The organism is Cupriavidus sp. 10L43_2 (genome assembly GCF_056395265.1).
In genome coordinates, this window is sequence record NZ_JBFTJE010000008.1 from 145,019 (window position 1) to 166,087 (window position 21,069).

The window sequence follows — 21,069 nt, forward strand, 5'->3', positions numbered from 1 at the left end:
TTACTGACCGATCGTCAGCGTCTTCAGCATCATGGTCTTGGCGGTGTTGAGCACCTCCACGTTGGCCTGGTACGAACGCGACGCCGAGATCATGTTGACCATCTCTTCCACCGGGTTCACATTGGGCATCGTCACGTACCCGTTGGCGTCCGCCAGCGGGTGCGACGGGTTGTGCACCATCCGTGCCGGGGCGGCGTCTTCCATGACGCCGGCCACCTGCACGCCGCCCACGTCGGACTGGCCTGGCGTGGGCGCCATCTCGAAAATCACCTGCTTGGCGCGATACGGCTGGCCGTTCGGCGCCACGGCGCTGTCCGCGTTGGCCAGGTTGGAGGCCGTCACGTTCATCCGCTGCGACTGAGCGGCCATGGCGGAGCCGGCCACGTCGAAAATGTTCATGCTGGGCATGGTCGGTCCTGGTTAGCTCTGGATCGCCGACAGCATCGTCTTGATCTTGCTGCTCATGACCGTCAGGCCGGCTTCGAAATGCACCGTGTTGTCGGCGAACGCCACGCGCTCGGTGTCCATTTCCACGGTGTTGCCGTCCATGCTCGACTGCAGCGGAATGCGGTAGTCGAGGTCGGCGCTGCCCGAAGTCGGCGCCTGGCCCGGCAGATGGCGCACCTGCGTGGTGGAAAGCGTCATGCCTTCGCTCTGGCGGCCGCGCTCCACCGACGTCGCCAGGGTGCTGGCGAAATCGAAATCGCGTGCCTTGTAGCCCGGCGTGTCCGCGTGGGCGATGTTCGAGGCAATCACCGATTGCCGCTGGGTCCGGAGGCTCAGGGCTTCCTGCTGGAAGCGCAACGCCGCATCGAGTCTGTCGATCATGTCTGCCTTTCCTGCTCTGGCTTCAACTTCGGGGAGAAAACTGCCGTAGACCTGGGAATACGTATACGCATCCCGGTCGGGGGCTTCTTCAGGGTTGCCATCTTAGGGGCCGGCCTGTCACGCCAATCGTGCGAATAGGACCGAGAAATCCGCGCAATTCGCGCCGACCCTTCGCGCGAGGCTGCCTACAATTGCCCCACAGATTCGTTGTTGTATTTCCGATGTTGTGTGGCGACATCGCGCGGACCCGCCCGTGCCGCCGCCCCCATCCTTGCTGGGATGACCCCTATGAACCTCACTCGCCAGGCCGCCGCCGGGCTGATGGCGCTGGCCGGCTTCGCGCTGGCCCCGCCGTCCGCCGCCGCGCCCGCCCAGGTCACGCCGGTGGCGTCGCCGTCGGCTCCCGCCCCGTTTGCCGACGACCCCGTACGCGTGGTCGTCGAACAGTTCCTGCTGCGCCAGGCCTCCGGCCTGCCGGGCAAGGTCAGCGTGCAGGTGGTGCCGCCTTCGGGCGGCCGCGCGCCCGATTGCATCCTTCCCGACCCGTTCCTGCCGTCCGGCGCCGCCCCATGGGGCCGCGTGGCCGTGGGCGTGCGCTGCGGTGGCGACCGGCCCTGGACGCGCTACGTCCAGGCCCGGGTGTCGGTATTGACTGATTACTATGTGGCGGCCCGCGCGATGGCCCCCGGCGAGACCATCAGCGCCGCAGACCTCGAAATGCGCCAGGGCGACCTGGCCGCGCTGCCGCGCGCCGTTGTGACGGATCCGACACAGGTAGCCGGCGCCGTGGCAGCCAACCGCATCGCGGCCGGCTCGCCCATGCGCACCGATCTACTCAAGAAGTCGATTGCCGTGAAGTCGGGCCAGACCGTCAACGTGACCGTCGAAGGTGACTCGTTCCAGCTCACCAGTGAAGGCAAGGTGCTGGCCGATGCCGCCACCGGCAATTCGGTGCAGGTGCGTCTGCGCAACGGTCAGGTCGTCAGCGGCGTCGTCCGGAGCGGCGACACGGTTGTCCTGCAGTAGTAAGCGTCACTTTTTTAACGGAAGAAGCCTGAAGTAGTCGCCTGGATTCCCGAGGAAGCAGGAAGTAAGAGCAGGCGTAGGCGGCGCGTGCGAGAATGCCGCCCAACCCTGATCAGGATGCAAAAACCCTAAAGTTCCGGGTGGAACATCCGATAAGCCAAGGGAACCCAGCAAGGATTTCACCGTGAAGATCAACCAATCCACTCCGTCCCTGCCCGCCGATGCCGCGGCAACCGACAGCGCAGCCCGTCCGGCCGCCAACGGTGCCGCCTCGTCCGCGACTTCCGGCGCCCTGACCGGCGTGCGCGTCAGCCCGCTGACCGCGCAAGTACGTGAGATCGGTTCGCGCCTGGTCAATGAGACCGACGACGACATCGATACCGCGAAGGTCGAGGAAATCCGCCAGGCAATCGCGGAAGGCAGGATCAAGATCGATCCCAGCAAGATCGCCGATGGCTTGCTCGCTTCGCTGCGCGAGTTGAGCCAAGGCGAAAGCCAATAACTCCCTGACATGAGCCAAGCCCTGATCCAGACCCTGAAGCTCGAAGCTGACGCCATCGCCGCATTTGGCCGCACCCTCGCCGAGGAGCGCGACGCCATCAAACGCCAGGATTTCCAGGCGTTGAGCGAGCTACTCAACCAGAAGATGGAATTGGCTCAGGGCCTCACGCGCGCCACCGCGGCGCGCGAGGCGCAGATGATTGCGCTGGGCCTGCGCGTGGGCCCGGCGGGCCTGCTCGTGGGCGGGCTGGTGGATGCGGACGTGACCGAAGCGTGGCGCAAGGTGGTGTTCTTCGCCAGCAAGGCCAAGGACGCCAACGCGCTGAACGGCGCCATCGTCAACGCCCACCTCGAATTCACGCAGGAAGCCATCCAGGTGCTGCGCCAGGGCGGCTCGGGCCCCAACGAGATGTATGGCCGCGACGGCCGCGCGCAGAACGCCGCAAGCGGCGTGAGCCTGGCGGCCGGCTGAGTTACATACGCATCACACCGCCGGTCCCAATCCGGCGGTAGTCAGAACCGGCCTACGCAAGGCTAGGTCATCGACCGATCCCGGCCGGCAGGCACCTTGCCTACATTGACAGACAGGCGCATCCGCACGACACGCGCGGATGCCACCACTTTCTGTCTGGGAGGTGTCACTCATGTCCTTCGCGCTCTATCTCATCGGGCTCATGCTGCTTGTCGGCGGCATCGCCTGGGGCCTCAGCATCGCTGGGTTGGCTCCGGTTTATATCGGTATTGCCTGCTTGGTGGTACTGGGAATTGGAGTGATGTCGGCGGTTTCGCGGACGCGAACTAAGGATCCGTCGTAGGGATGTGTCCGTCCAGGCTGGCGCGTCCGTGAGGCGCGCTCGGCCCTATGTCGCGTCAGTTGCGATTGGAGACGTTGGCTCCCCAGAACCCGTGGCGTCAACGCACAGATTTTGTTTTAGCCGTTCTCATTGCAACCCAGGCCCGATTCGATAATTTCACTCCTCATCACTGAAGATAAAGTCGTCCGCTTCCAGGTTGTGATCAAGCCTGTACTGCTCCTCCCACTTCCAAAAATCTCCCGGCGGGTCCGAATCGATACCCCTGTGCCAATACTGCTCACCATGAGCCAGTAGCATAGCAAAGTGATAGTCCAGTTCGTGTGCACGCACGACAATGGCCATATATCTATCTAGAGCGTGCTCTACTAAGGGTGAGTCCAGGACAAGGGACTTGGCTTCCTCCTCCGACTTACCCGCATACTTCACCATGATGGCCTGGATTATTGCCACCCAGGTACGGAAGTTGAAAACAACACTCTCTCTAGGATCGCGGTCGTTGACGATGACGATACCATCGACAATTTTGCTTTCATCCATTGCTAGCTCATCATCCCCATGATTCACAGATCCTGTGCCTATCACGCTACCTCGGCAATTTTTCACCGTCCGGGTTACGAAAAAACACGAAGCTCCGATCTTCCAGCTTGTGCTCTTTCTTGTATTGCTTTTCCCACGCCCAAAAACCTTCAGGCGGGGCTGAATCAATACCTCTCCGCCAATACTGCTGGCCATGGGACAGCAGCATCGCCCAATGATAGTCAAGTTCGTGGGCGCGTAGGCCTACGTCCAAATATCCGTCCAGCGCATTTTCCACCAAGGAGGAAGCGAGGAGGACGGCGTTTGCCTGATCGTCACCCAGGTCACCGTACTTCACCATAATGGCCTGGATTATTGCCACCCAGGTACGAAAATTAAAAACCACACTTTCTCTGGGGTCGCGGTCGTTAACGATGACGATACCATCTACGATTTTGCTTTCCTCTATCACGCCCGATAATCTTTTGAGTCATACGCGTGCTTATCACGCTACCTCGGCAATTCATCACTGGAGACGAATCTCCTGTCTTTCAGACGATGCTCTTTCCTGAATTTCTTTTCCCAATCCCAAAAGCCTTCGCTAGCCGGCGTAGGGCGAGAGCCTCACTGAACACTTCTTGCTATGGCATGCAGAATTCAGTTTTGATCATAGAAAATGAAATTTCTTTCTTTCAAGTCGTGCTCTTTCCTGTATCGCTCGTCCCACTCTTCATAACCATCTGGCTCCTCCGTATCGATACCTTTCCGCCAATATCCCTCACCATGTGCCAGAAGCATTGCCCAATGGTAATCCAGTTCATGGGCACGCAAACCAACTGCCATATAGCTGCGCAACGCATTCTCCACCAAAGGCGAGTTCAGAAGAATCGAGGCGGCTTCTTTCTCTGTTTTTCCGGCGTATTGAACCATCAACCCCTTGATTATTTCCACCCAGGTTCGGAAATTGAAAATTACGCACCGCCTTGGATCATTATCATCAACAATCAGAATACCATCGACAATTTTTCTTTCGTCCATTGCCATTATCATCCCCGTTATTCACATTGCACGCTACTCCGGTAATTCGTCACTGTAAACAAAGCTCCGGTCCTTCAAGTTATGCTCTTTTCTGTATTGCTTTTCCCAACCCCAAAAACCTTCGGGCTCATTCGAGTCGATACCCCTTATCCAGTATTGCGGACCATGCGCCAGCAGCATCGCCCAATGATATTCAAGGTCGTGCGAACGCATAACAATGGCCATATAGCCATTCAAAGCATTCTCTACCAATGACGAGCAACGAACGAGAGCTTTCGCCTCAGCCTCTGTTTTTCCCGCATATCTCACTATGATTGCCTCGATGATCGAGACCCAGGTATGAAAATTGAAAATGACGTTCGCCCCAGGATCCTCATCATCAACAACCAAAATGCCGTCCACGATCCTGTCTTCATCCATCGCACTAACACTCCCCGATTTTGTGTCGGTCAAATATCTCACTGGCTTCACCGAGAAAATTGCAAACTGACACCCTTTAGCCACAGGATGTGCATCATTTTTCACCCGCCCGGATTTTCTATCATCGGGCCACTTACTGCATCTTATCCATGTGCCCACCTTTACGCCCGCCCGCGACAACCTTTGGCCAGTGTGGGCCCAGCGTGTCTTGCGACGCTCTTGGACGATACGCCTTCGCCTCTCAGATGTGTTGTGTTACGGGAGGGGCTTTTGGTGGATGTCTGAAAATGAAGCTCTCCTGTTTCAGGTTGTGATCTCTTTTATATTCCTCCTCCCATTCCCAGAAATCATCTGGTTCGATCTCACTTATCCCTCTGCGCCAATAGCGCTCCCCATGAACGAGTATCATAGCCCAATGATAATCGAGTTCATGTGCCCGTACGACAATGGCCATATAATCCTCTAGAGCCCTCTTTACGAGCCAAGAATCCATAATTATTTTTTCGGCCTCGTGCTCGTTCTTTTCAGAATACCTAACGATGATCGCTTTTATGATTGACACCCAGGTATGAAAGTTAAAAATAACACTTTCCTCTGGGTTTCTATCATTAACAATCACGATACCATCTACGATATTACTTGCGTCCATTGACTAACAGTCCCCCGCATTATATTTATCGAACATCGCAGCCGCCTTGGCACTAAAAATGGCAAACTGACATCCACTTCCCTTCGGTGGAGCATTCCTCTCTCTTACCGCCCGAGGGTTATCAACCATCGGCCCACTTACCGCATCGTACTCATGCAGAAGTGTGCCTTTTCGCCCACGAACAACAAAATTAGCCCATTCGGCATCAACGGAGTCGAATACTTTAACGTCCAGCTTTGCCAATTCAGAATTCGGGATCACAAATTTAGTGATCCTGGGATGGCTGCGCCGATCCATCCAGTCAACAGCTTGCCCTCTATTTGTCGTGACATAAAACCCGCCTTTACCCGCGGGGTTGAAATCCAATCTTCTACGCCCCTCCGATACATCAATAGGCCCCCTAATATCCCCCGCATGATAAAAAGTCGTAGTCTTTTCACGCGCTGACAATCCCAGCGGGTCAATATATTCCAGCGCATTGGGTGCATACGCGTAGGCATTAATCCCGCCTTCCAGCCCAATCGGGTCCTTGCTGACATACCGCCCGCTTACCGGATCATAGTACCGGTGCCGGTTGTAATGCAGCCCTGTCTCGGGGTCGTAATACTGGCCCTGGAAGCGCAGTGGGTTGGCAATGCCTGCCTTGCGCGCCGCGTCGGTGATGACCTCGCGCGCGGCGCCCCATGCCTTGTACTGGGCAGACCATGCAATCTCGCGGGTCTCGTCGGTCAGCTCCTGCGGTGTGCCGAGGTGATCGCATTGGTACCAGGCGATGGCGTCGAACGGCTGCGGGGCGATGTCCTCGGTCCAGAGCGGATCGTCATCGATATCGTAGTCGCCCCCGTAATCGGGCTCGCGATGCAGGGCGATGGCGTCATGGCGCACCGCCTGCGCCAGCGGTACGAATGCGCCGGGCTCGTAGAGATAGTGCGTGCTGCGTCCAGGCTGGCTTTCCCACGCCAGTTGGTCGCCATCCCAGCCGAAAAGCGTCACGCCGTGGGCGGATGACGACTTGACCAGCCTGCGCCCGAGCGCGTCGTAGATGTATTGCACCGACTGGTCCGCAGTGCGGTAACCGACCAGCCGGTTGAAGGCATCCCACGTAAAGGACCCGGTCACGCCATGGATCCGGCGCTCCGTGAGGTTGCCGCACTCGTCCCATTGATAGTGGGTGCCCGCGTACTGCCGGAGCAGGTTGTCCACCAGCCTGGGGTGACCGGTCAGGCGGCTGTCGGTGGCCCGTCGTCCATGTTCGGGCGTGGACGCATACCAGCGCGTATCGGGATCGTCGAGCAGGTTGCCGGCCGGGTCGAAGGCGAAAGTTTCGCTGCCCAGTGCGCTGTGCGCAGCGAGCAGCCGGCCCACGGGGTCATAGCGATATCGCAGCGCGCCGCGCCGCATGTCATGGATGCCCGATAGCTGTCCCACCGCATCGTACTGATACTGGCGGTGCAGCAAACGATGGCCCGCCCGCGCGCCATCGACGTGAGACAGCGTCTGTTCCATCAGCCGCCCCGCCGGATCGTACGCCTGCGCGTGGGAGAGCCGATTGCCCTGTGTGCGAAGCACCTCCCGGTGCAAGTCGTCGCGCTCAAGATGGACCAGTTCGCGGTCATCAAGCATCACGCCGTGCACGTGGCCCGCGCCGTAGGTCAGTACGGCCACGCGGTGCCCGTCCGGGCGGATCGTGGCGATGCGCTGGTGCAGCGCGTCGAACTCGTGCCGCCAGACCGCCACCAGCGGCTGCTCCAGGCACCGGTAGTGCTGATGTTCTCGCACCACATTGCCCGCGGCGTCGTGGAACCATTGCAGGCGGCTGTCCGCGTTCTCGGCCAGAATCATGCGGCCGTTGCCATCGTAGGCGAAGGTCTCGGCCTCGCTGCGCCCGACCTGGCCTTGTCGATCCAGCCGGCCGGCCTCGCGGCGAATCAGGCGACCAGAGGCATCGAACGCGTACGTGGTTTGCAGTTGCCCGGCATCGACGCTCCTTGTCAGCCTGCCCGTAGCCGGGTCATGGTAGTGGCGCGTCGTCTTGCCGTCGAAGCCGGTTTCCTCAAGCAGGCGCCCCACCGGGTCGTAGTGGAACTCGGTCCTGGCGTCGTTCTCGTTGACGAGCGTAGTGAGCCGCCCGAGCTTGTCCCACTGGTAGCCGAGCGTACGGCCCGCGGCATCGGTGCGCCCTGCTATCAGGCCGGCCTCGCCGTAGTGCCAAGTCGTGCGCCGGCGCAGCGCATCGGTATGCGCCAGCAAACGACCTTCCGCGTCGCGCTCGAAGGTTTCCGCGCGCCCATCGGGATGGCTGACGCTGGCCAGTTGGCCACCCTCGTACTGGTATTGGGTGGCCTCGCCTGCCGCATTGGCGAATTTCACCAGTTCGCCGCGTGCGCCGTACTGCCAGGTGCTGGTCTTGGCCGAGCAATCGGTGTAGCTGGCGAGCTGCCCCGAGGCGGTGTAGGCCAATTGCTTCCTCCCGCCCCGGGCGTCGAGGATCTCCACCAGCAGGCCTGCCTGGTTGTAGGCGTATTCGGTCTTGTGTCCGAGCGGATCCGTCTCCTCGATCAGGTTGCCCCGGTCGTCATGACGGCGCTGCCACAGCCCACCCTCGGCGTCCCGGATCCCAATGAGCTGATCGGCGTCGTCCCAGGCGTAGTGCACCGCGCTGCCGTCCGGGCGCAGGTGCTCGAGCAGGTTGCCGCGTCCGTCGTAGGCGAACCGGTCCACGGCGCCGTCCCCATGCACATGCCTGACGACATGCTTGGCCTCGTCGCGGAAGAACCATTCGGATAGTCCGTCGGGATACCGGATCCGATAGGTGTAGCCGAGGATGTCGTAGTAGTGGCGGGTTTCATGGCCGAGCGCGTCGGTTACGCAGGTCACGCGGATGTCGGGGTCCCACGCCAGGCGGGTGTCGAAGCTGCCGTCGTCGGCCCATTCGCGTACGGCCCGTGCATCCGGGCCATCGCCGTGCCACTGCAGGTTCGTGCCGCGCCCGGTGCGGTCCGTGTAGCGCGTGAGCAGGTGATGCCGGTAGGTGTAGTCCCAATGGGCGGCGTTCTCGTCCTGCGCCATCACGAGATCGCCCGCGTCGTCGTAGGTATAGCGCGAGAGCTGCCGCACGAGCTGGCCGTCGACGATCTGCCACAGTTCGGCAATGCGCCCGGCCGCGTCGGGGCGGATGCCGATATGCGCCAGCGTCGCCGCTCCCTGATAGGCGATCACGTCCGACAACACAGTGTCGCCATGAACGCGATGGTCATAGTGCAGCGCCACGCCCGCGCCGCTGCGCAGCTCGATGCCGGTCAGACGGAAGCGCTGCCCGTGAAGGCGATAGGTCTCCTGACCCTCGAAGCCCCGAGCGAGCGTCAGCGTGTTCTCCGACACCCGCACAAGCGTGATGTTCTCGATCGGATCGTGGTGGAACTTGCCGATCTCGGGGAGCGGATAGGCATGGCTGCGGCCATCGGCGGCGTGATACACCACGCCTTTGGACGCCCGATCGAAGCGGGTGGTGTACGGGGTGATCCAACGCGCGCCGCATTGGTTCGATACACCGGTGTCGTAGGCGGCGAGGCTTGAGCGGTAGGTACGCGTCCAGGCAAGCGGCAGCTGCCCCGGCAGGATGAAATCGGTGTGCGACAGCGTCTCGTCGCCGGTGGCGAAGCTGATGCTGCGCCGGCTGCCGGACGGCGCCGGGCAGTTCCGGCAGCCCGGGCTGCCGCGTGCTGGCGCCTGACGGCCGATGGCGCCCAGCTCGCCATCCTGCGCGCGTTGCCGCGCCTCGCTGGTGTGTTTCGGGTGAACATTGGCGCTCTGGCCGGCGCGCCGCTTCTGGCGCCAGCGCGCCACCGCCTGGGCAAGTATCGCCAGCAGCCAGCCGAGGCTGTGCGCGGCTTGCGGGTCGGCCAGCTTCGCCAGTTGCGCCCGCAATGTCGGCCCCATCTCGCGCAGCGCGCCCGCGCTGGCTGCCACCTGCTGCCGCATTGTCTCGGGCACCGCGAGGCGCACCGCCTTATTGGCCCCCGCCTTGCCCGCCGCCTTGTAGGCATGCCACACCGCGCCAAAGATATTGCCGATGGCCGCCCGGGGATCGTTGAGCAACTGCCCCGCCGCCATGCCGGCTTGCGTGCGGGCCGACCGCGCGTTGCTGGCGGCATCGAGCCGACCCAGCGCGACGGCTTCCATCCCGCCTGCAATCTCGCCCAGCAGCTTCTCGCCCAGCGCGCCGGCATCGTCGAGGATGCCGCCCAGCTTCGCCTGCGCCTGCTGCACAAAGTCGTCGAGTTCGCCGATGATGGTGGCGTTCAAGTGCCCGACCAACACCTCGATCAGCCCATCGCCGAGCGTGGCAGTGGCGGCCTGGCGCAGTTCCTGACGAACCAGCGCGAGCGTGGGCCGCAGGCTCATGCGTGCTGCTGCCATGCCCGGTGGCAACGGCAGCACGCCGATCAGGTTGATCCCGAGGCTGGCCCAGTCGAGCACATCGCGCGAGCGGCTGCGCATCAGCACGAAGATGTCGTTGAGTGCATCGACCAGTGCCATGATGTTGCCTAGCACGGGCAAGCCACCGGCCACGGTCTGGATGCGCGCCAGCGTCACCAGCCCGCCACTGGCCTGCCGCAGCCACGCATCGACCTGCGCGGCACCCCGGCCCACATCTTCCACGTCGATGGTATTGAGCGGGGCCACTGCTGTCTCGGGCGGGCGCGGAGCGGGCGAAGGTCTCGGTTCGGGCATGGCTTGGGGTATTGGCGATGGATGGGCTTCGGCGGGAATCAGGAAACAAACCCCGGCGTGGCGATCGAAGGCCGCGTGGGATGCGATACGGCCTTGGCCAGTGTCGGCACCGGCATCGACGTCTGCACTGCCTGGCCCAGCAGTGACTGGGCGCCGGACAGGCCGAATTCCGCCAAACCATCGGGAATAGTCTTGACCGCCGCGGCGAGCTGTCGCGCGCTCTGCAGCGTCTGGCCAAGCTCGCTGGCCCGGCTCGCGGCAGCGCGCACCTGTTCCGCGACAAGCCCGGCGGCGCTCTGGGCCACCGCACTGTCTTCCTCCGTTCGCGCCACGCGCGGTGGCCATTCCGGCTGGCCGACATGACTGGCCTCGACCCAGGTATCGGCGGGGTCCTTGCCGAAGCTCACCGTGGCAGGGCCCGGTGCGAGCCCACTGACCGCCGCGAAGCCCTGAGCGTTCAGCCGGCCGGCCACGGCCTTGCCCAAGGCATCCTCCACGCGGAACTCCCCGCCGATGCCGGTGTGGTTGGCGTAGCGGTTGAACAGTTCGAGATTGCCTTGCCCGGGCTTGCGCGCCGGCGGGAACGCCACGGCGCCGCGCTGCGCGGTGATCAGGGCATAGCTGGCGGTGCGAATGACATACGCGGCGCCCGTGCGATGCGTGATGCCGCCCGCGCCATAGGTGGTGCTGCTGCCGCCACCGCTGATGACGAGCTCCTGCCGGGCCGACAGCGTGATCCGGTCGGCGGTGGCTGTGATCCCGAGCCGGGCCAGCAGGTTGATGCTGTCGCGCAGCGCACGCAGGTCGATGTCGCCGCCGGCCGCCACCAGCCGCCACCCCATGCTCTGGATGAAGATCCGCATTCCCCGGCTCGCGCTGGCCAGCAGCCGCTTGCCCACGGCAAGGCTGGTATGCCCACCGCTGGTAAGCGCCAGATGCTCGCCCGAAGCGAGGTGCGTCGAGCGCGCCGTGGTGGCCTCGATGCCGGCCGGGCTGGCCAGCACAAGGTGCGGCGCGGACAGTTCCGGAAAGCTGCCGGCATCCGCATTGGCAGTTCCTGTGCCGTGGATGTCCTCGTTCTGCTGCTGGATGGCGCGGGCCACTTCGGCGTGGTCGGCCTGGTCGGCCGCGTCCTGCGCCGCGTGCTGCTGCGCCAGTTCGGCCAGCGTTTCCTGCTGCGCGCGCGCCACGGCCAGCCGCTCCACGGTCTCGCCCATGTCCTTGTGATGCGCCCGGGCGTTGGCACGTCGCTCGGTGGTCAGCAGCATGCCGTGGGCGCGCACGACGCCCTGCCCGTCCGTGCGCAGCTCGAAACCCTCGCCCCGTTTGTCCTTGCGCCCGGCGCCGTGCAGCACGCGCGTCAGAAAGCCGAGGCCCAGCCACGAGGTCTGATGGCCGCTCTGCAGCTGGGTCTGGATTTCTCCCTGGGTATCGTCCTGGACAAAGGCGTTGGCCCGCTCGCCATGCAATTCCTTGCTGACAAAGCCGGACAGCGCGTGCTGCGCCGGCAGCGGCCACTGCGGCATATTGAGACGGTTCGGTACACGGCCGGTGACGATGGGACAATCGGGATCGCCATTCAGGTGCTCGACCACCACCTCCTGGCCGATGCGCGGCACGTGCACCGCCCCGAAGCGATTGCCCTGCCACGCCGAAGACACCCGCACCCAACATGAGCTGTTGGCGTTGCGCTGGCCGATCCGGTCCCAATGCATCTGGATACGGATGCGCCCGTACGCGTCGGTCCACGTCTCCTCGCCCTCCGGCCCTACCACCGTGGCGGTCTGCGGGCCGCTGGTGCGCGGCTTGGGCTGGGTCCGCTCGGGCCGGAACAGCACGTTCGTCGGCTGCGCCGTGAAGGCGACCTCGCAACGCCACTGCTGGCCCATGCCCGACACTTCGGGGACATCCTCGATCTCCAGATCGGTGCCGAGGATCAGGTACTCGCGATTGGCCTTGTCCTGGACAAAATGGCTCAGCTTGAACGTGCATCCGGGCACCATCGCGCGCACGTGGCCGCGTCCGCTCGCCCGACTGCCGTGCTGGCGGAGTGCCTCCATCCGCAACTGGGCGAGATGGCCGCCTTCGCGCCACGGGTCGTTGTCGGTGGCGGGCTGGCCATGGTCGCCCGGATATTCATAGATCTCTGCCTCGGCATGCGCGGTATCGAGCGGCGCCGCCGAGCGCACCGCCAGATCCGCACCTGGCTTGACGAAATCGTAGTCGGAGCTGGTCCATTGGCCGGACACGAGGCGGTCGTGCAGCACGAGCGCGTGCAGGCACTCCTCGTCGATGCGGTCCGCGCTGCGCTGCCAGCGAATGGTGTGGTAGGCGGGGCTGGTGTATGGCGCGAAGGCACTGTTGGCATCGGTCAGCACCAGCCGGTGCTTGCCATCGCTGTGCGCGATGTGCCAGGAAATGCCCCACTCCTGGGTCAGGCGCTGGAAGAAATCGAAGTCGCTCTCGCCGTACTGGACCTGGTATTCACGGCTGGGGTAGCGGCCCACGTCGAGGCGCCATTCGATGGGGAAGGTGTAGGCGGAGAGCAGCGCTTCGAGGATCCCGACCACGGTCTGTTGCTGAAAGACGCGGAAGTTCGTGGTCAGCGTGGCCAGCCAGAGCCACGGGCGCAGCGTCAGGCAGTAGGCGATCTGCCGGCCTTGCGGGATCGGGCCACGCACGTCGGTAATCAGCCCCGTGATCTCCCGCGTGCCCACGCCGGTGCGGCCAACTGGCCCGGTGCCGCTGCCATCGAGTTCGATGGCCACCGTCAGTTCCTGGCCGCGCAGGGCCTGCGTGTCGAGGTTCGCCGCCGGACCGGACGGCGCATACCGGGCGTCGGGCGTCTTCAGCTGCACTTCGTATTCGAACAACTCGCACAGCCGCTCCGTCCCGGACAACCGCGAGAACACCAGCGCCGGTGCACCCATCAACGTGGGCAGACCGGCGCAACGGACAGAGACGGTACGGGACGGCGACGGCGACGGCGAGGGGTTGCGCATATCGGAGCATGTCGACACAGGATGAAGGCAAGGCGACGGCTGCATCGGCTGCTGCGCGGCGCAGCCAGCACAATGCGGCGAAGGCTCGCATCATCGAATATGACAAGTTCGAAAGTGCGCTTAGATAAACTTCAATGAGATCTGCATGACTTCAGATGGCGGCCAGGAACCCCCAGCGCCAGGGAAGCGGCGGCCCATGTTGCGGATCGTGCGCCGGGCTCTATACACTACAAGCGTCCCGGCCCCCCCTGAAGGTGATCGCCCCCATGCTTGAGGCCCTGCGAAATACAACAAGCGCGCTGTTCGACCCCGATCGCCGATTCCGCCAGGCCCGCATCTTCCACGCCACGCGCGTGGCGCTGGCCCTGCTGGTGTCCATCGCGCTGACCACCGGCATCAACGTGCCGCATGGCGAATGGGCGTCGATCACGGTGCTCGTGGTCATTGGCGGGCTCCAGCATCACGGCAATATCCGCCGCCGCGCCGCCGAGCGCGGGGTGGGCACGCTGATCGGCGCCTTCGTCGGCCTCTTCCTGATCCTCCAGGAAAGCTACTTCCGCATTCCGCTGCTGACCTACCTGCTGATCGCCGTGGCGTGCGGGTATGCGGCCTACCATGCGGTCGGCAAGGGGGGATATATCGCGCTGCTGGCTGGCATTACGGTGGTCATCACGGCTGGCCACGGTGACCAGAACGTCTATGACGCGCTCTGGCGCACGGTTGATGTGATGATCGGCACGGCCATCGCGCTGGTGTTCTCGTTCGCGCTGCCGGCCTATGCGTCATATTCGTGGCGTTTCAAGCTGGCCGGGCTGCTGCGCGCCTGTGCGGCCGTGCACGCCAAGATCGAACGGGGTTTTGCGGATGAGAGCGAGCGGCAGCAGGCCATGATGAAGCTGGGCCCGCCGCTGGTGCAGCTGCGCAGCCTGATCCCCTCGGTAGCGAAGGAAACCGGCACGCTGCCGGCGGATCTGGAGGAGGTCCAGCACTGCGCGCGGGTGTGCATCAGCGCGCTGGAGATGTTGGCGACGATTCCGCCCGAGAGCATCGATGCCTGCGGGGACGAGCACTGCATCCGCGACCTGCTGCTGGAAATTTCCAGCGCGCTGGAAGCCGGCGACGAGTCCATGGTTCGCCAGAACATCACCCTGCCGGCGCCGCACCCGGACGATCCGTCCATCGGCCATAGCTCGTTCGCGTTCCTGACGCTGCAGCTGTCGGCCGAGCTGGGCCATCTGCGCGACCATCTGTCCCAGATGGCGGCGCAGCATCACTTTCCCTACGCCACGCGCTGAATCGGGCTACTTCCGGTCTGTCAGCGCGATGCGCATGGCCAGCGCGCCAAGTACGGTTCCCATCACATAGCGCTGCGCACGCAACCACCGCTCGCTACGCGACAGGAATGCGGTAATCCCGGACGCCCCCATCACCAGCAGCAAATTCACCGCGCCGCTGACGCCGATCTGCACCGCGCCCAGTTGCAGGCTCTGCCACAGCACCGAGCCCTGCTCGGGATGCAGGAACTGCGGGAAGAACGACAGGTAGAACATCGCCACCTTGGGATTCAGCAGATTGGTGACAAAGCCCATGCTGAACAACTTGCGCGGTGGATCGTCGGGCAGCGCCCGGGCCTGGAACGGCGCGGCGCCGCCGGGGCGCACCGCCTGCCAGGCCAGCCAGAGCAGGTAGGCCGCGCCGGCCAGCCGGATGGCATCGAAGGCGAAGGGCACCGCCATCAGCAGCGCGGTCAGCCCCAGCGCGGCGGCCATCAGGTGGACCACAAACCCGAGCAGCACGCCCGCCAGCGAGACCAGCCCCGCCGCTCGGCCCTGGCACAGCGCGCGGGACACGCAATAGATCATGTTCGGCCCCGGCGTCAGCACCAGAACAAGGGCCGCCAGGGCGAAAAAGGCCAGGTCGTGCCAGTCGAGCATGTCGGATTTCCTTCAAAAAGGGCGACTTCGGGGGATTGGGCCATTATAGGGACGGGGGCCAGCGTCGATTGGATACAGATCGGCATGACTTTCGGGCCGATCTGTACAGCACCGTGTACAGCCCCGGGCACCGTGTCGGACAAACTCGCCTTGCCGGGGCACCGCCGATGGGCCACATTGGTCTGTGACGCCTCCTTGCCTCCCATGCCCATCCTCGACACCCGCATCCGGCACGTCCTCCAGCACCCCGGGCGTTTCATCCTGACCACGCTCCGGGAATTCCGCGCCAACCAGGGCCTGCTGCTGGCCGGGGCGGTGGCGTACTACGCGCTGCTGTCGATCGTGCCCTTGCTGATCCTGATGCTGATTGGCCTGTCGCACGTGATCGACCCGGCTCGGCTGCTCGATACGCTGGCGCGCTATCTGGAATGGCTACTGCCCGGGCAGTCGCGCGCGCTGGTGGCCGAACTGGCGCGCTTCATGGACCACCGCGCCCTCGGCTGGGTGCTGCTGGTGACGATGATCTTCTTCAGTTCGCTGGCCTTCACCGTGCTGGAGAACGCCATGTCGGTCATCTTCATCCATCGCGTGGCCATCCGGCGGCGGCATTTCCTCGTCTCGGCCATCCTGCCCTATTGCTACATCCTCGTGCTGAGCGTGGGACTGCTGGTGGTGACGCTGGTGGCGGGCGGGCTCCAGACCATCGGCGAACGGCACCTGGAGGTGCTCGGCCATGAATGGTCGCTGGACCGCCTGTCCGGCACCCTGCTCTACCTGCTCGGGCTGGCCGGCGAGATCCTGCTGCTGACCTCGATCTACCTCGTCATGCCGGTGGGCCGGCTGTCCGTGCGCCATGCGCTGGTGGGGGCGGTCTTCGCCTGCGTGCTCTGGGAGGTGTCCCGCCACGTGCTGGTCTGGTATTTCGCCACGCTGTCGCAGGTGGGGCGGGTGTACGGCTCCCTGACCACGGCCATCGTGGTGCTGCTGAGCCTGGAGATTGCCGCCACGCTGCTGCTGTTCGGCGCCCAGGTCATTGCCGCCGTGGAGCGCTCCGGCGTGGACCCTGCGCCGCAAGGGTTCCACACCTAGCCGTCAGTCGGCAATTTGAATGAAGATGGCCGACAATTGACGGACTTGCAGGCTTGATGCGCGACAGAGACGACTTCGACATCTGAATGCCTTTGCATACATCCGCGCAAAAACCGCAATGGTTCGCCCCTCCCGACACCAAAAATAAGGCAAAATTCGGGTCTTGCCCCCGGCTGTGACCCACCCGGGGCATTTTCCAACCTGATTCTTGATGCGAGATAAGCAATGAGTACCCAGCAGCCAACCATCATCTACACCCTGACCGACGAAGCTCCGCTGCTGGCGACCAGTGCCTTCCTGCCCATCATCCGCACGTTCGCAGCCCCGGCTGGCGTGAACGTCGAGACCAGCGACATCTCGGTGGCTGGCCGCATCCTGGGCGAATTCCCCGAATTCCTGACCGAAGAGCAGCGCGTGCCGGACAACCTGGCCGAACTGGGCCGCCTGACGCTGCTGCCGGACACCAACATCATCAAGCTGCCGAACATCAGCGCCTCGCTGTTCCAGCTCGTCAGCGCGATCAAGGAACTCCAGTCGAAGGGCTACAAGATCCCCGACTACCCGGAAGATCCGAAGAACGACGAAGAAAAGGCCATCCAGAAGCGCTACTCCAAGTGCCTGGGCAGCGCCGTGAACCCCGTGCTGCGCGAAGGCAACTCCGACCGCCGCGCACCGGCCGCCGTGAAGAACTTCGCCCGCAAGCACCCGCACAGCATGGGTGACTGGAGCATGGCTTCGCGCACCCACGTGGCGCACATGAAGCATGGCGACTTCTACCACGGCGAAAAGTCGATCACGCTGGACCGCGCACGTGACGTGCGCATGGAACTGGTCACCAAGAGCGGCAAGACCATCGTCCTGAAGTCGAAGGTGGCCCTGCTGGACGGCGAAGTCATCGACAGCATGTTCATGAGCAAGAAGGCCCTGCTGGCCTTCTACGAAGAACAGATGGAAGACGCGCGCAAGACCGGCGTCATGCTGAGCCTGCACGTGAAGGCGACCATGATGAAGGTGTCGCACCCGATCGTGTTCGGCCACGCCGTGAAGGTCTTCTACAAGGACGCCTTCGCCAAGCACCAGAAGCTGTTCGACGAACTGGGCGTGAACGTGAACAACGGCCTGGTGGACCTGTACACCAAGATCGAGGCCCTGCCGGAGTCGAAGCGCGAGGAAGTCATCCGCGACATGCACGCCTGCCACGAACATCGCCCGGAACTGGCGATGGTGGATTCGGCCAAGGGCATCTCGAACCTGCACGCACCGAACGACGTGATCGTCGATGCCTCGATGCCGGCCATGATCCGTATCGGCGGCAAGATGTGGGGCGCCGACGGGCGCACCAAGGACACCAAGTGCCTGATCCCGGAATCGACCTTCGCCCGGATCTACCAGGAAATCATCAACTTCTGCAAGACCAACGGTGCCTTTGACCCGGTGACGATGGGCACGGTGCCGAACGTCGGCCTGATGGCGCAGAAGGCCGAAGAGTACGGCTCGCACGACAAGACGTTCGAGATTGCCGAAGACGGCGAGGCCCGCATCGTCGACAACGCCACCAATGAAGTGCTGACGGCGCTGACGCAGAAGGTCGAGCAGGGCGACATCTGGCGCATGTGCCAGGTCAAGGACGCCCCGATCCGCGACTGGGTGAAGCTGGCCGTGACCCGCGCCCGCAACTCGGGCACGCCGGCCGTGTTCTGGCTGGACCCGTACCGTCCGCACGAGGCCGAGCTGATCAAGAAGGTGGAAACCTACCTGAAGGACTACGACACCAACGGCCTGGACATCCAGATCATGTCGCAGGTGCGCGCCATGCGCTACACGCTGGAACGCGTGATCCGCGGCCTGGACACCATCTCGGTGACCGGCAACATCCTGCGCGACTATCTGACCGACCTGTTCCCGATCATGGAACTGGGCACCAGCGCCAAGATGCTGTCGATCGTGCCGCTGATGGCCGGTGGCGGCCTGTACGAGACCGGCGCCGGCGGTTCGGCTCCGAAGCACGTGGCCCAGCTGGTGGAAGAGAACCACCTGCGCTGGGATTCGCTGGGCGAGTTCCTGGCCCTGGCCGTGTCGCTGGAAGAGCTGGGCATCAAGTCCGGCAACGCCCGCGCCAAGGTGCTGGCCAAGACGCTGGACGCCGCCACGGGCAAGCTGCTCGACAACAACAAGAGCCCGTCGCCGAAGACCGGCCAGCTCGACAACCGCGGCAGCCAGTTCTACCTGGCCATGTACTGGGCCCAGGAACTGGCCGCGCAGAAGGACGACGCCGAACTGGCCAAGACCTTCGCACCGCTGGCCAAGACGCTGACCGACAACGAGAAGACCATTGTCGGCGAGCTGTCGGACGTGCAGGGCAAGGCAGCCGACATCGGCGGCTACTACAAGCCTGACTTCGACAAGCTGGACGCGGTGATGCGCCCGAGCAAGACGCTCAACGCGGCCCTGGAGGCCGTGAAGGGCTGATGACTGCTCCCTCCGCCCCGGCACCCGGGGCGGAATCGCCGGAACGGCCGGACCCGCGCAATGCGTGGTGCCGGCCGTTTTTGCATTGACCACCAGGCAAGCCACATCGTGCAGGAATCCCCGCATGCCCTCGCCGCCGCCGGCCTAGACAGCGCCGCCTTCCACGCGCTGGCGGACGCGATCGACCAGGCGTTCTGCGTCATCGAGGTGATCTTCGACGGCGACCGGGCGATCGACTACCGCTTCGTCACCGTCAACCACGTGTTCGAGGCCCAGACCGGGCTGCATCAGGCGCAGGGCCGCAATATGCGCGACCTCGCACCCGGGCACGAGGCCCACTGGTTCGAGATCTATGGCGAGGTGGCGCTGCGCGGCCATCCGCGTCGCTTCGTCGAGCAGGCGCGCGCGCTGGACCGCTGGTTCGAGGTCTACGCCTTCCGCGTGGGCGATGGGGTGCGCCCGCTGGTCGGCGTCCTGTTCCGCGACATCACCGCCCGGCGCGAGGCCGAGGCGGCGCTGCGCAAGACCGAAACCCAGGCACAACTGGCCGTGGCCATCGCCCGGCTCGGCACCTTCCGGCAGGACACGGAAACCGGGCTGGTCTATATGGATGCGCGCATGCGCGAGCTGCGCGGCGGCGGCGAGGCCGAAGTCATGCCGCTGGCCGAGACCCTCCAGCGCGTGCACCCCGATGACCGGCCCCGGCTGCTGCAGGCCGTGGAAACCGCCATCGCCACGGCCGACGAGAGTGGTGGCGGCGGCTTCGAGGTGGACTACCGCATCCTCTGGCCCGATGGCAGCGAGCACTGGCACGCGGCCAATGGACAGGTCGAGTTCGAGGGCGAGGGTCGCCGGCGGCATCAAGCCAATGTGCTGGGTACGGCGCTCGACATCACGGTGCGCAAGCAGGCCGAAGCCATCCTGCGCGAGGCCGACGCCCGCAAGGACGAATTCCTCGCCACGCTGGCCCACGAGCTACGCAACCCGCTGGCCACCATCCACAATGCGCTCCAGCTCCAGGCCGCCGCTGCCACCCGGATGGACGCGCCGCGCCTCCAGGCCATGCTCGATCGGCAGGTGGAGCACATGATGCGGCTGATCGACGAGCTGATGGAAGTCTCCCGCATCACGCGGGGCGTGATCGAGCTGAAGGTTGAGCCGCTCGACCTCGCCGACGTGCTGCGCAATGCCGTGGAGGCCGCCCGCCCCGCCGCCATCCAGGCGGGCCACGTGCTGACGCTCCAGCCGGCCGACACCCCGCTGCCGGTGCTCGGCGACGCGGTGCGGCTGGCGCAGATCCTCGGCAACCTGCTGGCGAACGCGGTGCGCTACACCGACCCGGGTGGACGCATCGACGTGCACGCGTGGCGCGACGCCGCCGGCATCCACGCCGCCGTGGCCGACACCGGCATCGGCATCCCGCCCGGGCATCTGGGGCGGCTGTTCGCGCTGTTCGGCCAGTTCGACAAGAACGCGCCGCGCTCGCAGGGCGGGCTCGGCATCGGGCTCGCCACGACGCGCAAGCTGGCGCAGATGCATGGCGGCGACGTCCAGGCCGCCAGCCCCGGGCTGGGGCTCGGCAGTACCTTCACCGTCTCGCTGCCGGCCAGCGATGGCCCCGCCGCGGCTGACGACGCGAAAAGCCGGCCCGGCTCGCTGCCCAACCCGGTGCGCGTGCTGGTGGTGGACGACAACCGCGATGCCGCCGACAGCGTGGCGATGCTGCTGGACATGTACGGCGCGACCGCCACGGTGGCCTACGATGGCGCGAGCGCGCTGGAGGCCCTCGCCCAATGGTGGCCGGACGTGGTGCTGCTGGACCTCGGCATGCCGTCGATGGATGGCTACGAGGTGGCCACGCGCATCCGCCAGACCTGGCGCGACCGCCCGGTGATGCTGGTCGCGCTGACCGGCTGGGGCCAGGCCGCCGACCGCGACCGCACCCGCGCGCATGGTTTCGACGCCCACCTCGTGAAGCCGGTGGGGCTGGAGGCCTTGCTGGCGCTCCTCGCCAATTGCGGCGGCGCTGCATCGCCCCCTAAATAGGC

The 21,069-nt window shown here is 64.3% G+C and carries 18 protein-coding genes; 8 read left to right on the plus strand and 10 right to left on the minus strand.

The genetic code is table 11. The features are described from left to right. Complete coding sequence (gene flgC, locus AC1DEL_RS14065) at positions 1 to 408, minus strand: flagellar basal body rod protein FlgC (RefSeq protein ID WP_092295836.1); 408 nt, start codon at positions 406 to 408, stop codon at positions 1 to 3. Positions 409 to 420: 12 nt separating this feature from the next. Next, entirely contained in the window at positions 421 to 828 is a 408-nt protein-coding gene (gene flgB, locus AC1DEL_RS14070) for a flagellar basal body rod protein FlgB (RefSeq protein ID WP_092295839.1), read from the minus strand. 288 nt (positions 829 to 1,116) lie between these two features. On the opposite strand from flgB, the gene flgA reads away from it, so the two are divergent. From flgA to AC1DEL_RS14090, 4 genes are all read left to right on the plus strand, one after another. Continuing rightward, entirely contained in the window at positions 1,117 to 1,854 is a 738-nt protein-coding gene (gene flgA / locus AC1DEL_RS14075) for a flagellar basal body P-ring formation chaperone FlgA (protein ID WP_441592638.1), read from the plus strand. Between the two features lie 184 nt (positions 1,855 to 2,038). Beyond that, entirely contained in the window at positions 2,039 to 2,356 is a 318-nt protein-coding gene (flgM, locus tag AC1DEL_RS14080) for a flagellar biosynthesis anti-sigma factor FlgM (RefSeq protein WP_149138701.1), read from the plus strand. A 9-nt stretch (positions 2,357 to 2,365) separates the two neighbouring features. Further along, complete coding sequence (locus AC1DEL_RS14085; protein ID WP_092295848.1) at positions 2,366 to 2,827, plus strand: flagella synthesis protein FlgN; 462 nt, start codon at positions 2,366 to 2,368, stop codon at positions 2,825 to 2,827. Positions 2,828 to 2,999: 172 nt separating this feature from the next. Further along, a complete protein-coding gene (locus AC1DEL_RS14090) occupies positions 3,000 to 3,170 on the plus strand; it encodes a hypothetical protein (RefSeq protein ID WP_177219943.1) in 171 nt (56 codons plus the stop codon). 156 nt (positions 3,171 to 3,326) lie between these two features. Here the strand turns inward: AC1DEL_RS14090 and AC1DEL_RS14095 are convergent, their stop codons facing one another. The 7 genes from AC1DEL_RS14095 to AC1DEL_RS14125 all read right to left on the minus strand — a co-directional run bounded on the left by AC1DEL_RS14095 (position 3,327) and on the right by AC1DEL_RS14125 (position 13,529). Then, entirely contained in the window at positions 3,327 to 3,707 is a 381-nt protein-coding gene (locus tag AC1DEL_RS14095; protein WP_477125335.1) for a hypothetical protein, read from the minus strand. Positions 3,708 to 3,753: 46 nt separating this feature from the next. Continuing rightward, positions 3,754 to 4,158 (minus strand): hypothetical protein, encoded by a 405-nt coding sequence (locus tag AC1DEL_RS14100; protein ID WP_477125334.1) that lies wholly within the window; start codon positions 4,156 to 4,158, stop codon positions 3,754 to 3,756. Between the two features lie 185 nt (positions 4,159 to 4,343). After that, complete coding sequence (locus AC1DEL_RS14105; protein WP_477125333.1) at positions 4,344 to 4,730, minus strand: hypothetical protein; 387 nt, start codon at positions 4,728 to 4,730, stop codon at positions 4,344 to 4,346. A gap of 27 nt (positions 4,731 to 4,757) precedes the next feature. Beyond that, the gene (locus tag AC1DEL_RS14110; RefSeq protein ID WP_477153802.1) at positions 4,758 to 5,249 is read right to left on the minus strand and encodes a hypothetical protein; all 492 of its coding nucleotides are present in this window, start codon (positions 5,247 to 5,249) and stop codon (positions 4,758 to 4,760) included. 136 nt (positions 5,250 to 5,385) lie between these two features. Next, positions 5,386 to 5,793 carry a hypothetical protein gene (locus AC1DEL_RS14115; protein WP_477125332.1) on the minus strand — a complete coding sequence of 136 codons (408 nt, stop codon included), beginning with the start codon at positions 5,791 to 5,793 and terminating at the stop codon, positions 5,386 to 5,388. A gap of 3 nt (positions 5,794 to 5,796) precedes the next feature. Then, positions 5,797 to 10,527, minus strand: a complete 4,731-nt coding sequence (locus AC1DEL_RS14120) for an RHS repeat-associated core domain-containing protein (protein WP_477125331.1) — start codon at positions 10,525 to 10,527, stop codon at positions 5,797 to 5,799. Positions 10,528 to 10,565: 38 nt separating this feature from the next. Further along, positions 10,566 to 13,529 carry a type VI secretion system Vgr family protein gene (locus AC1DEL_RS14125; RefSeq protein WP_477125330.1) on the minus strand — a complete coding sequence of 988 codons (2,964 nt, stop codon included), beginning with the start codon at positions 13,527 to 13,529 and terminating at the stop codon, positions 10,566 to 10,568. A 266-nt stretch (positions 13,530 to 13,795) separates the two neighbouring features. Between AC1DEL_RS14125 and AC1DEL_RS14130 the strand changes: the two genes are divergently transcribed. Beyond that, positions 13,796 to 14,824 (plus strand): FUSC family protein, encoded by a 1,029-nt coding sequence (locus tag AC1DEL_RS14130; RefSeq protein WP_092295854.1) that lies wholly within the window; start codon positions 13,796 to 13,798, stop codon positions 14,822 to 14,824. 6 nt (positions 14,825 to 14,830) lie between these two features. Here the strand turns inward: AC1DEL_RS14130 and AC1DEL_RS14135 are convergent, their stop codons facing one another. Then, on the minus strand, positions 14,831 to 15,463 hold the full coding sequence (locus AC1DEL_RS14135; protein WP_092295857.1) for a LysE family translocator: 633 nt from the start codon (positions 15,461 to 15,463) through the stop codon (positions 14,831 to 14,833). Between the two features lie 204 nt (positions 15,464 to 15,667). Here AC1DEL_RS14135 and AC1DEL_RS14140 point away from each other — a divergent pair, with 204 nt between their 5' ends. From AC1DEL_RS14140 to AC1DEL_RS14150, 3 genes are all read left to right on the plus strand, one after another. Continuing rightward, the gene (locus tag AC1DEL_RS14140) at positions 15,668 to 16,552 is read left to right on the plus strand and encodes a YihY/virulence factor BrkB family protein (protein ID WP_441592644.1); all 885 of its coding nucleotides are present in this window, start codon (positions 15,668 to 15,670) and stop codon (positions 16,550 to 16,552) included. A gap of 225 nt (positions 16,553 to 16,777) precedes the next feature. After that, complete coding sequence (locus AC1DEL_RS14145; protein ID WP_092295863.1) at positions 16,778 to 19,021, plus strand: NADP-dependent isocitrate dehydrogenase; 2,244 nt, start codon at positions 16,778 to 16,780, stop codon at positions 19,019 to 19,021. Positions 19,022 to 19,129: 108 nt separating this feature from the next. After that, positions 19,130 to 21,067 (plus strand): hybrid sensor histidine kinase/response regulator, encoded by a 1,938-nt coding sequence (locus AC1DEL_RS14150; RefSeq protein WP_454757544.1) that lies wholly within the window; start codon positions 19,130 to 19,132, stop codon positions 21,065 to 21,067. Positions 21,068 to 21,069 lie beyond the last annotated feature (2 nt).

What these genes read in the sequence shown, in the direction of transcription:
- AC1DEL_RS14090 (WP_177219943.1), top strand. Translation starts at nt 3,000, where the DNA reads ATGTCCTTCGCGCTCTATCTCATCGGGCTCATGCTGCTTGTCGGCGGC.
- flgB (WP_092295839.1), bottom strand. Translation starts at nt 828, where the DNA reads ATGATCGACAGACTCGATGCGGCGTTGCGCTTCCAGCAGGAAGCCCTG.
- AC1DEL_RS14130 (WP_092295854.1), top strand. Translation starts at nt 13,796, where the DNA reads ATGCTTGAGGCCCTGCGAAATACAACAAGCGCGCTGTTCGACCCCGAT.
- AC1DEL_RS14095 (WP_477125335.1), bottom strand. Translation starts at nt 3,707, where the DNA reads ATGGATGAAAGCAAAATTGTCGATGGTATCGTCATCGTCAACGACCGC.
- flgA (WP_441592638.1), top strand. Translation starts at nt 1,117, where the DNA reads ATGAACCTCACTCGCCAGGCCGCCGCCGGGCTGATGGCGCTGGCCGGC.
- AC1DEL_RS14120 (WP_477125331.1), bottom strand. Translation starts at nt 10,527, where the DNA reads ATGCCCGAACCGAGACCTTCGCCCGCTCCGCGCCCGCCCGAGACAGCA.
- flgC (WP_092295836.1), bottom strand. Translation starts at nt 408, where the DNA reads ATGCCCAGCATGAACATTTTCGACGTGGCCGGCTCCGCCATGGCCGCT.
- AC1DEL_RS14115 (WP_477125332.1), bottom strand. Translation starts at nt 5,793, where the DNA reads ATGGACGCAAGTAATATCGTAGATGGTATCGTGATTGTTAATGATAGA.
- AC1DEL_RS14145 (WP_092295863.1), top strand. Translation starts at nt 16,778, where the DNA reads ATGAGTACCCAGCAGCCAACCATCATCTACACCCTGACCGACGAAGCT.
- AC1DEL_RS14135 (WP_092295857.1), bottom strand. Translation starts at nt 15,463, where the DNA reads ATGCTCGACTGGCACGACCTGGCCTTTTTCGCCCTGGCGGCCCTTGTT.
- AC1DEL_RS14085 (WP_092295848.1), top strand. Translation starts at nt 2,366, where the DNA reads ATGAGCCAAGCCCTGATCCAGACCCTGAAGCTCGAAGCTGACGCCATC.
- AC1DEL_RS14105 (WP_477125333.1), bottom strand. Translation starts at nt 4,730, where the DNA reads ATGGCAATGGACGAAAGAAAAATTGTCGATGGTATTCTGATTGTTGAT.
- AC1DEL_RS14140 (WP_441592644.1), top strand. Translation starts at nt 15,668, where the DNA reads ATGCCCATCCTCGACACCCGCATCCGGCACGTCCTCCAGCACCCCGGG.
- AC1DEL_RS14125 (WP_477125330.1), bottom strand. Translation starts at nt 13,529, where the DNA reads ATGCGCAACCCCTCGCCGTCGCCGTCGCCGTCCCGTACCGTCTCTGTC.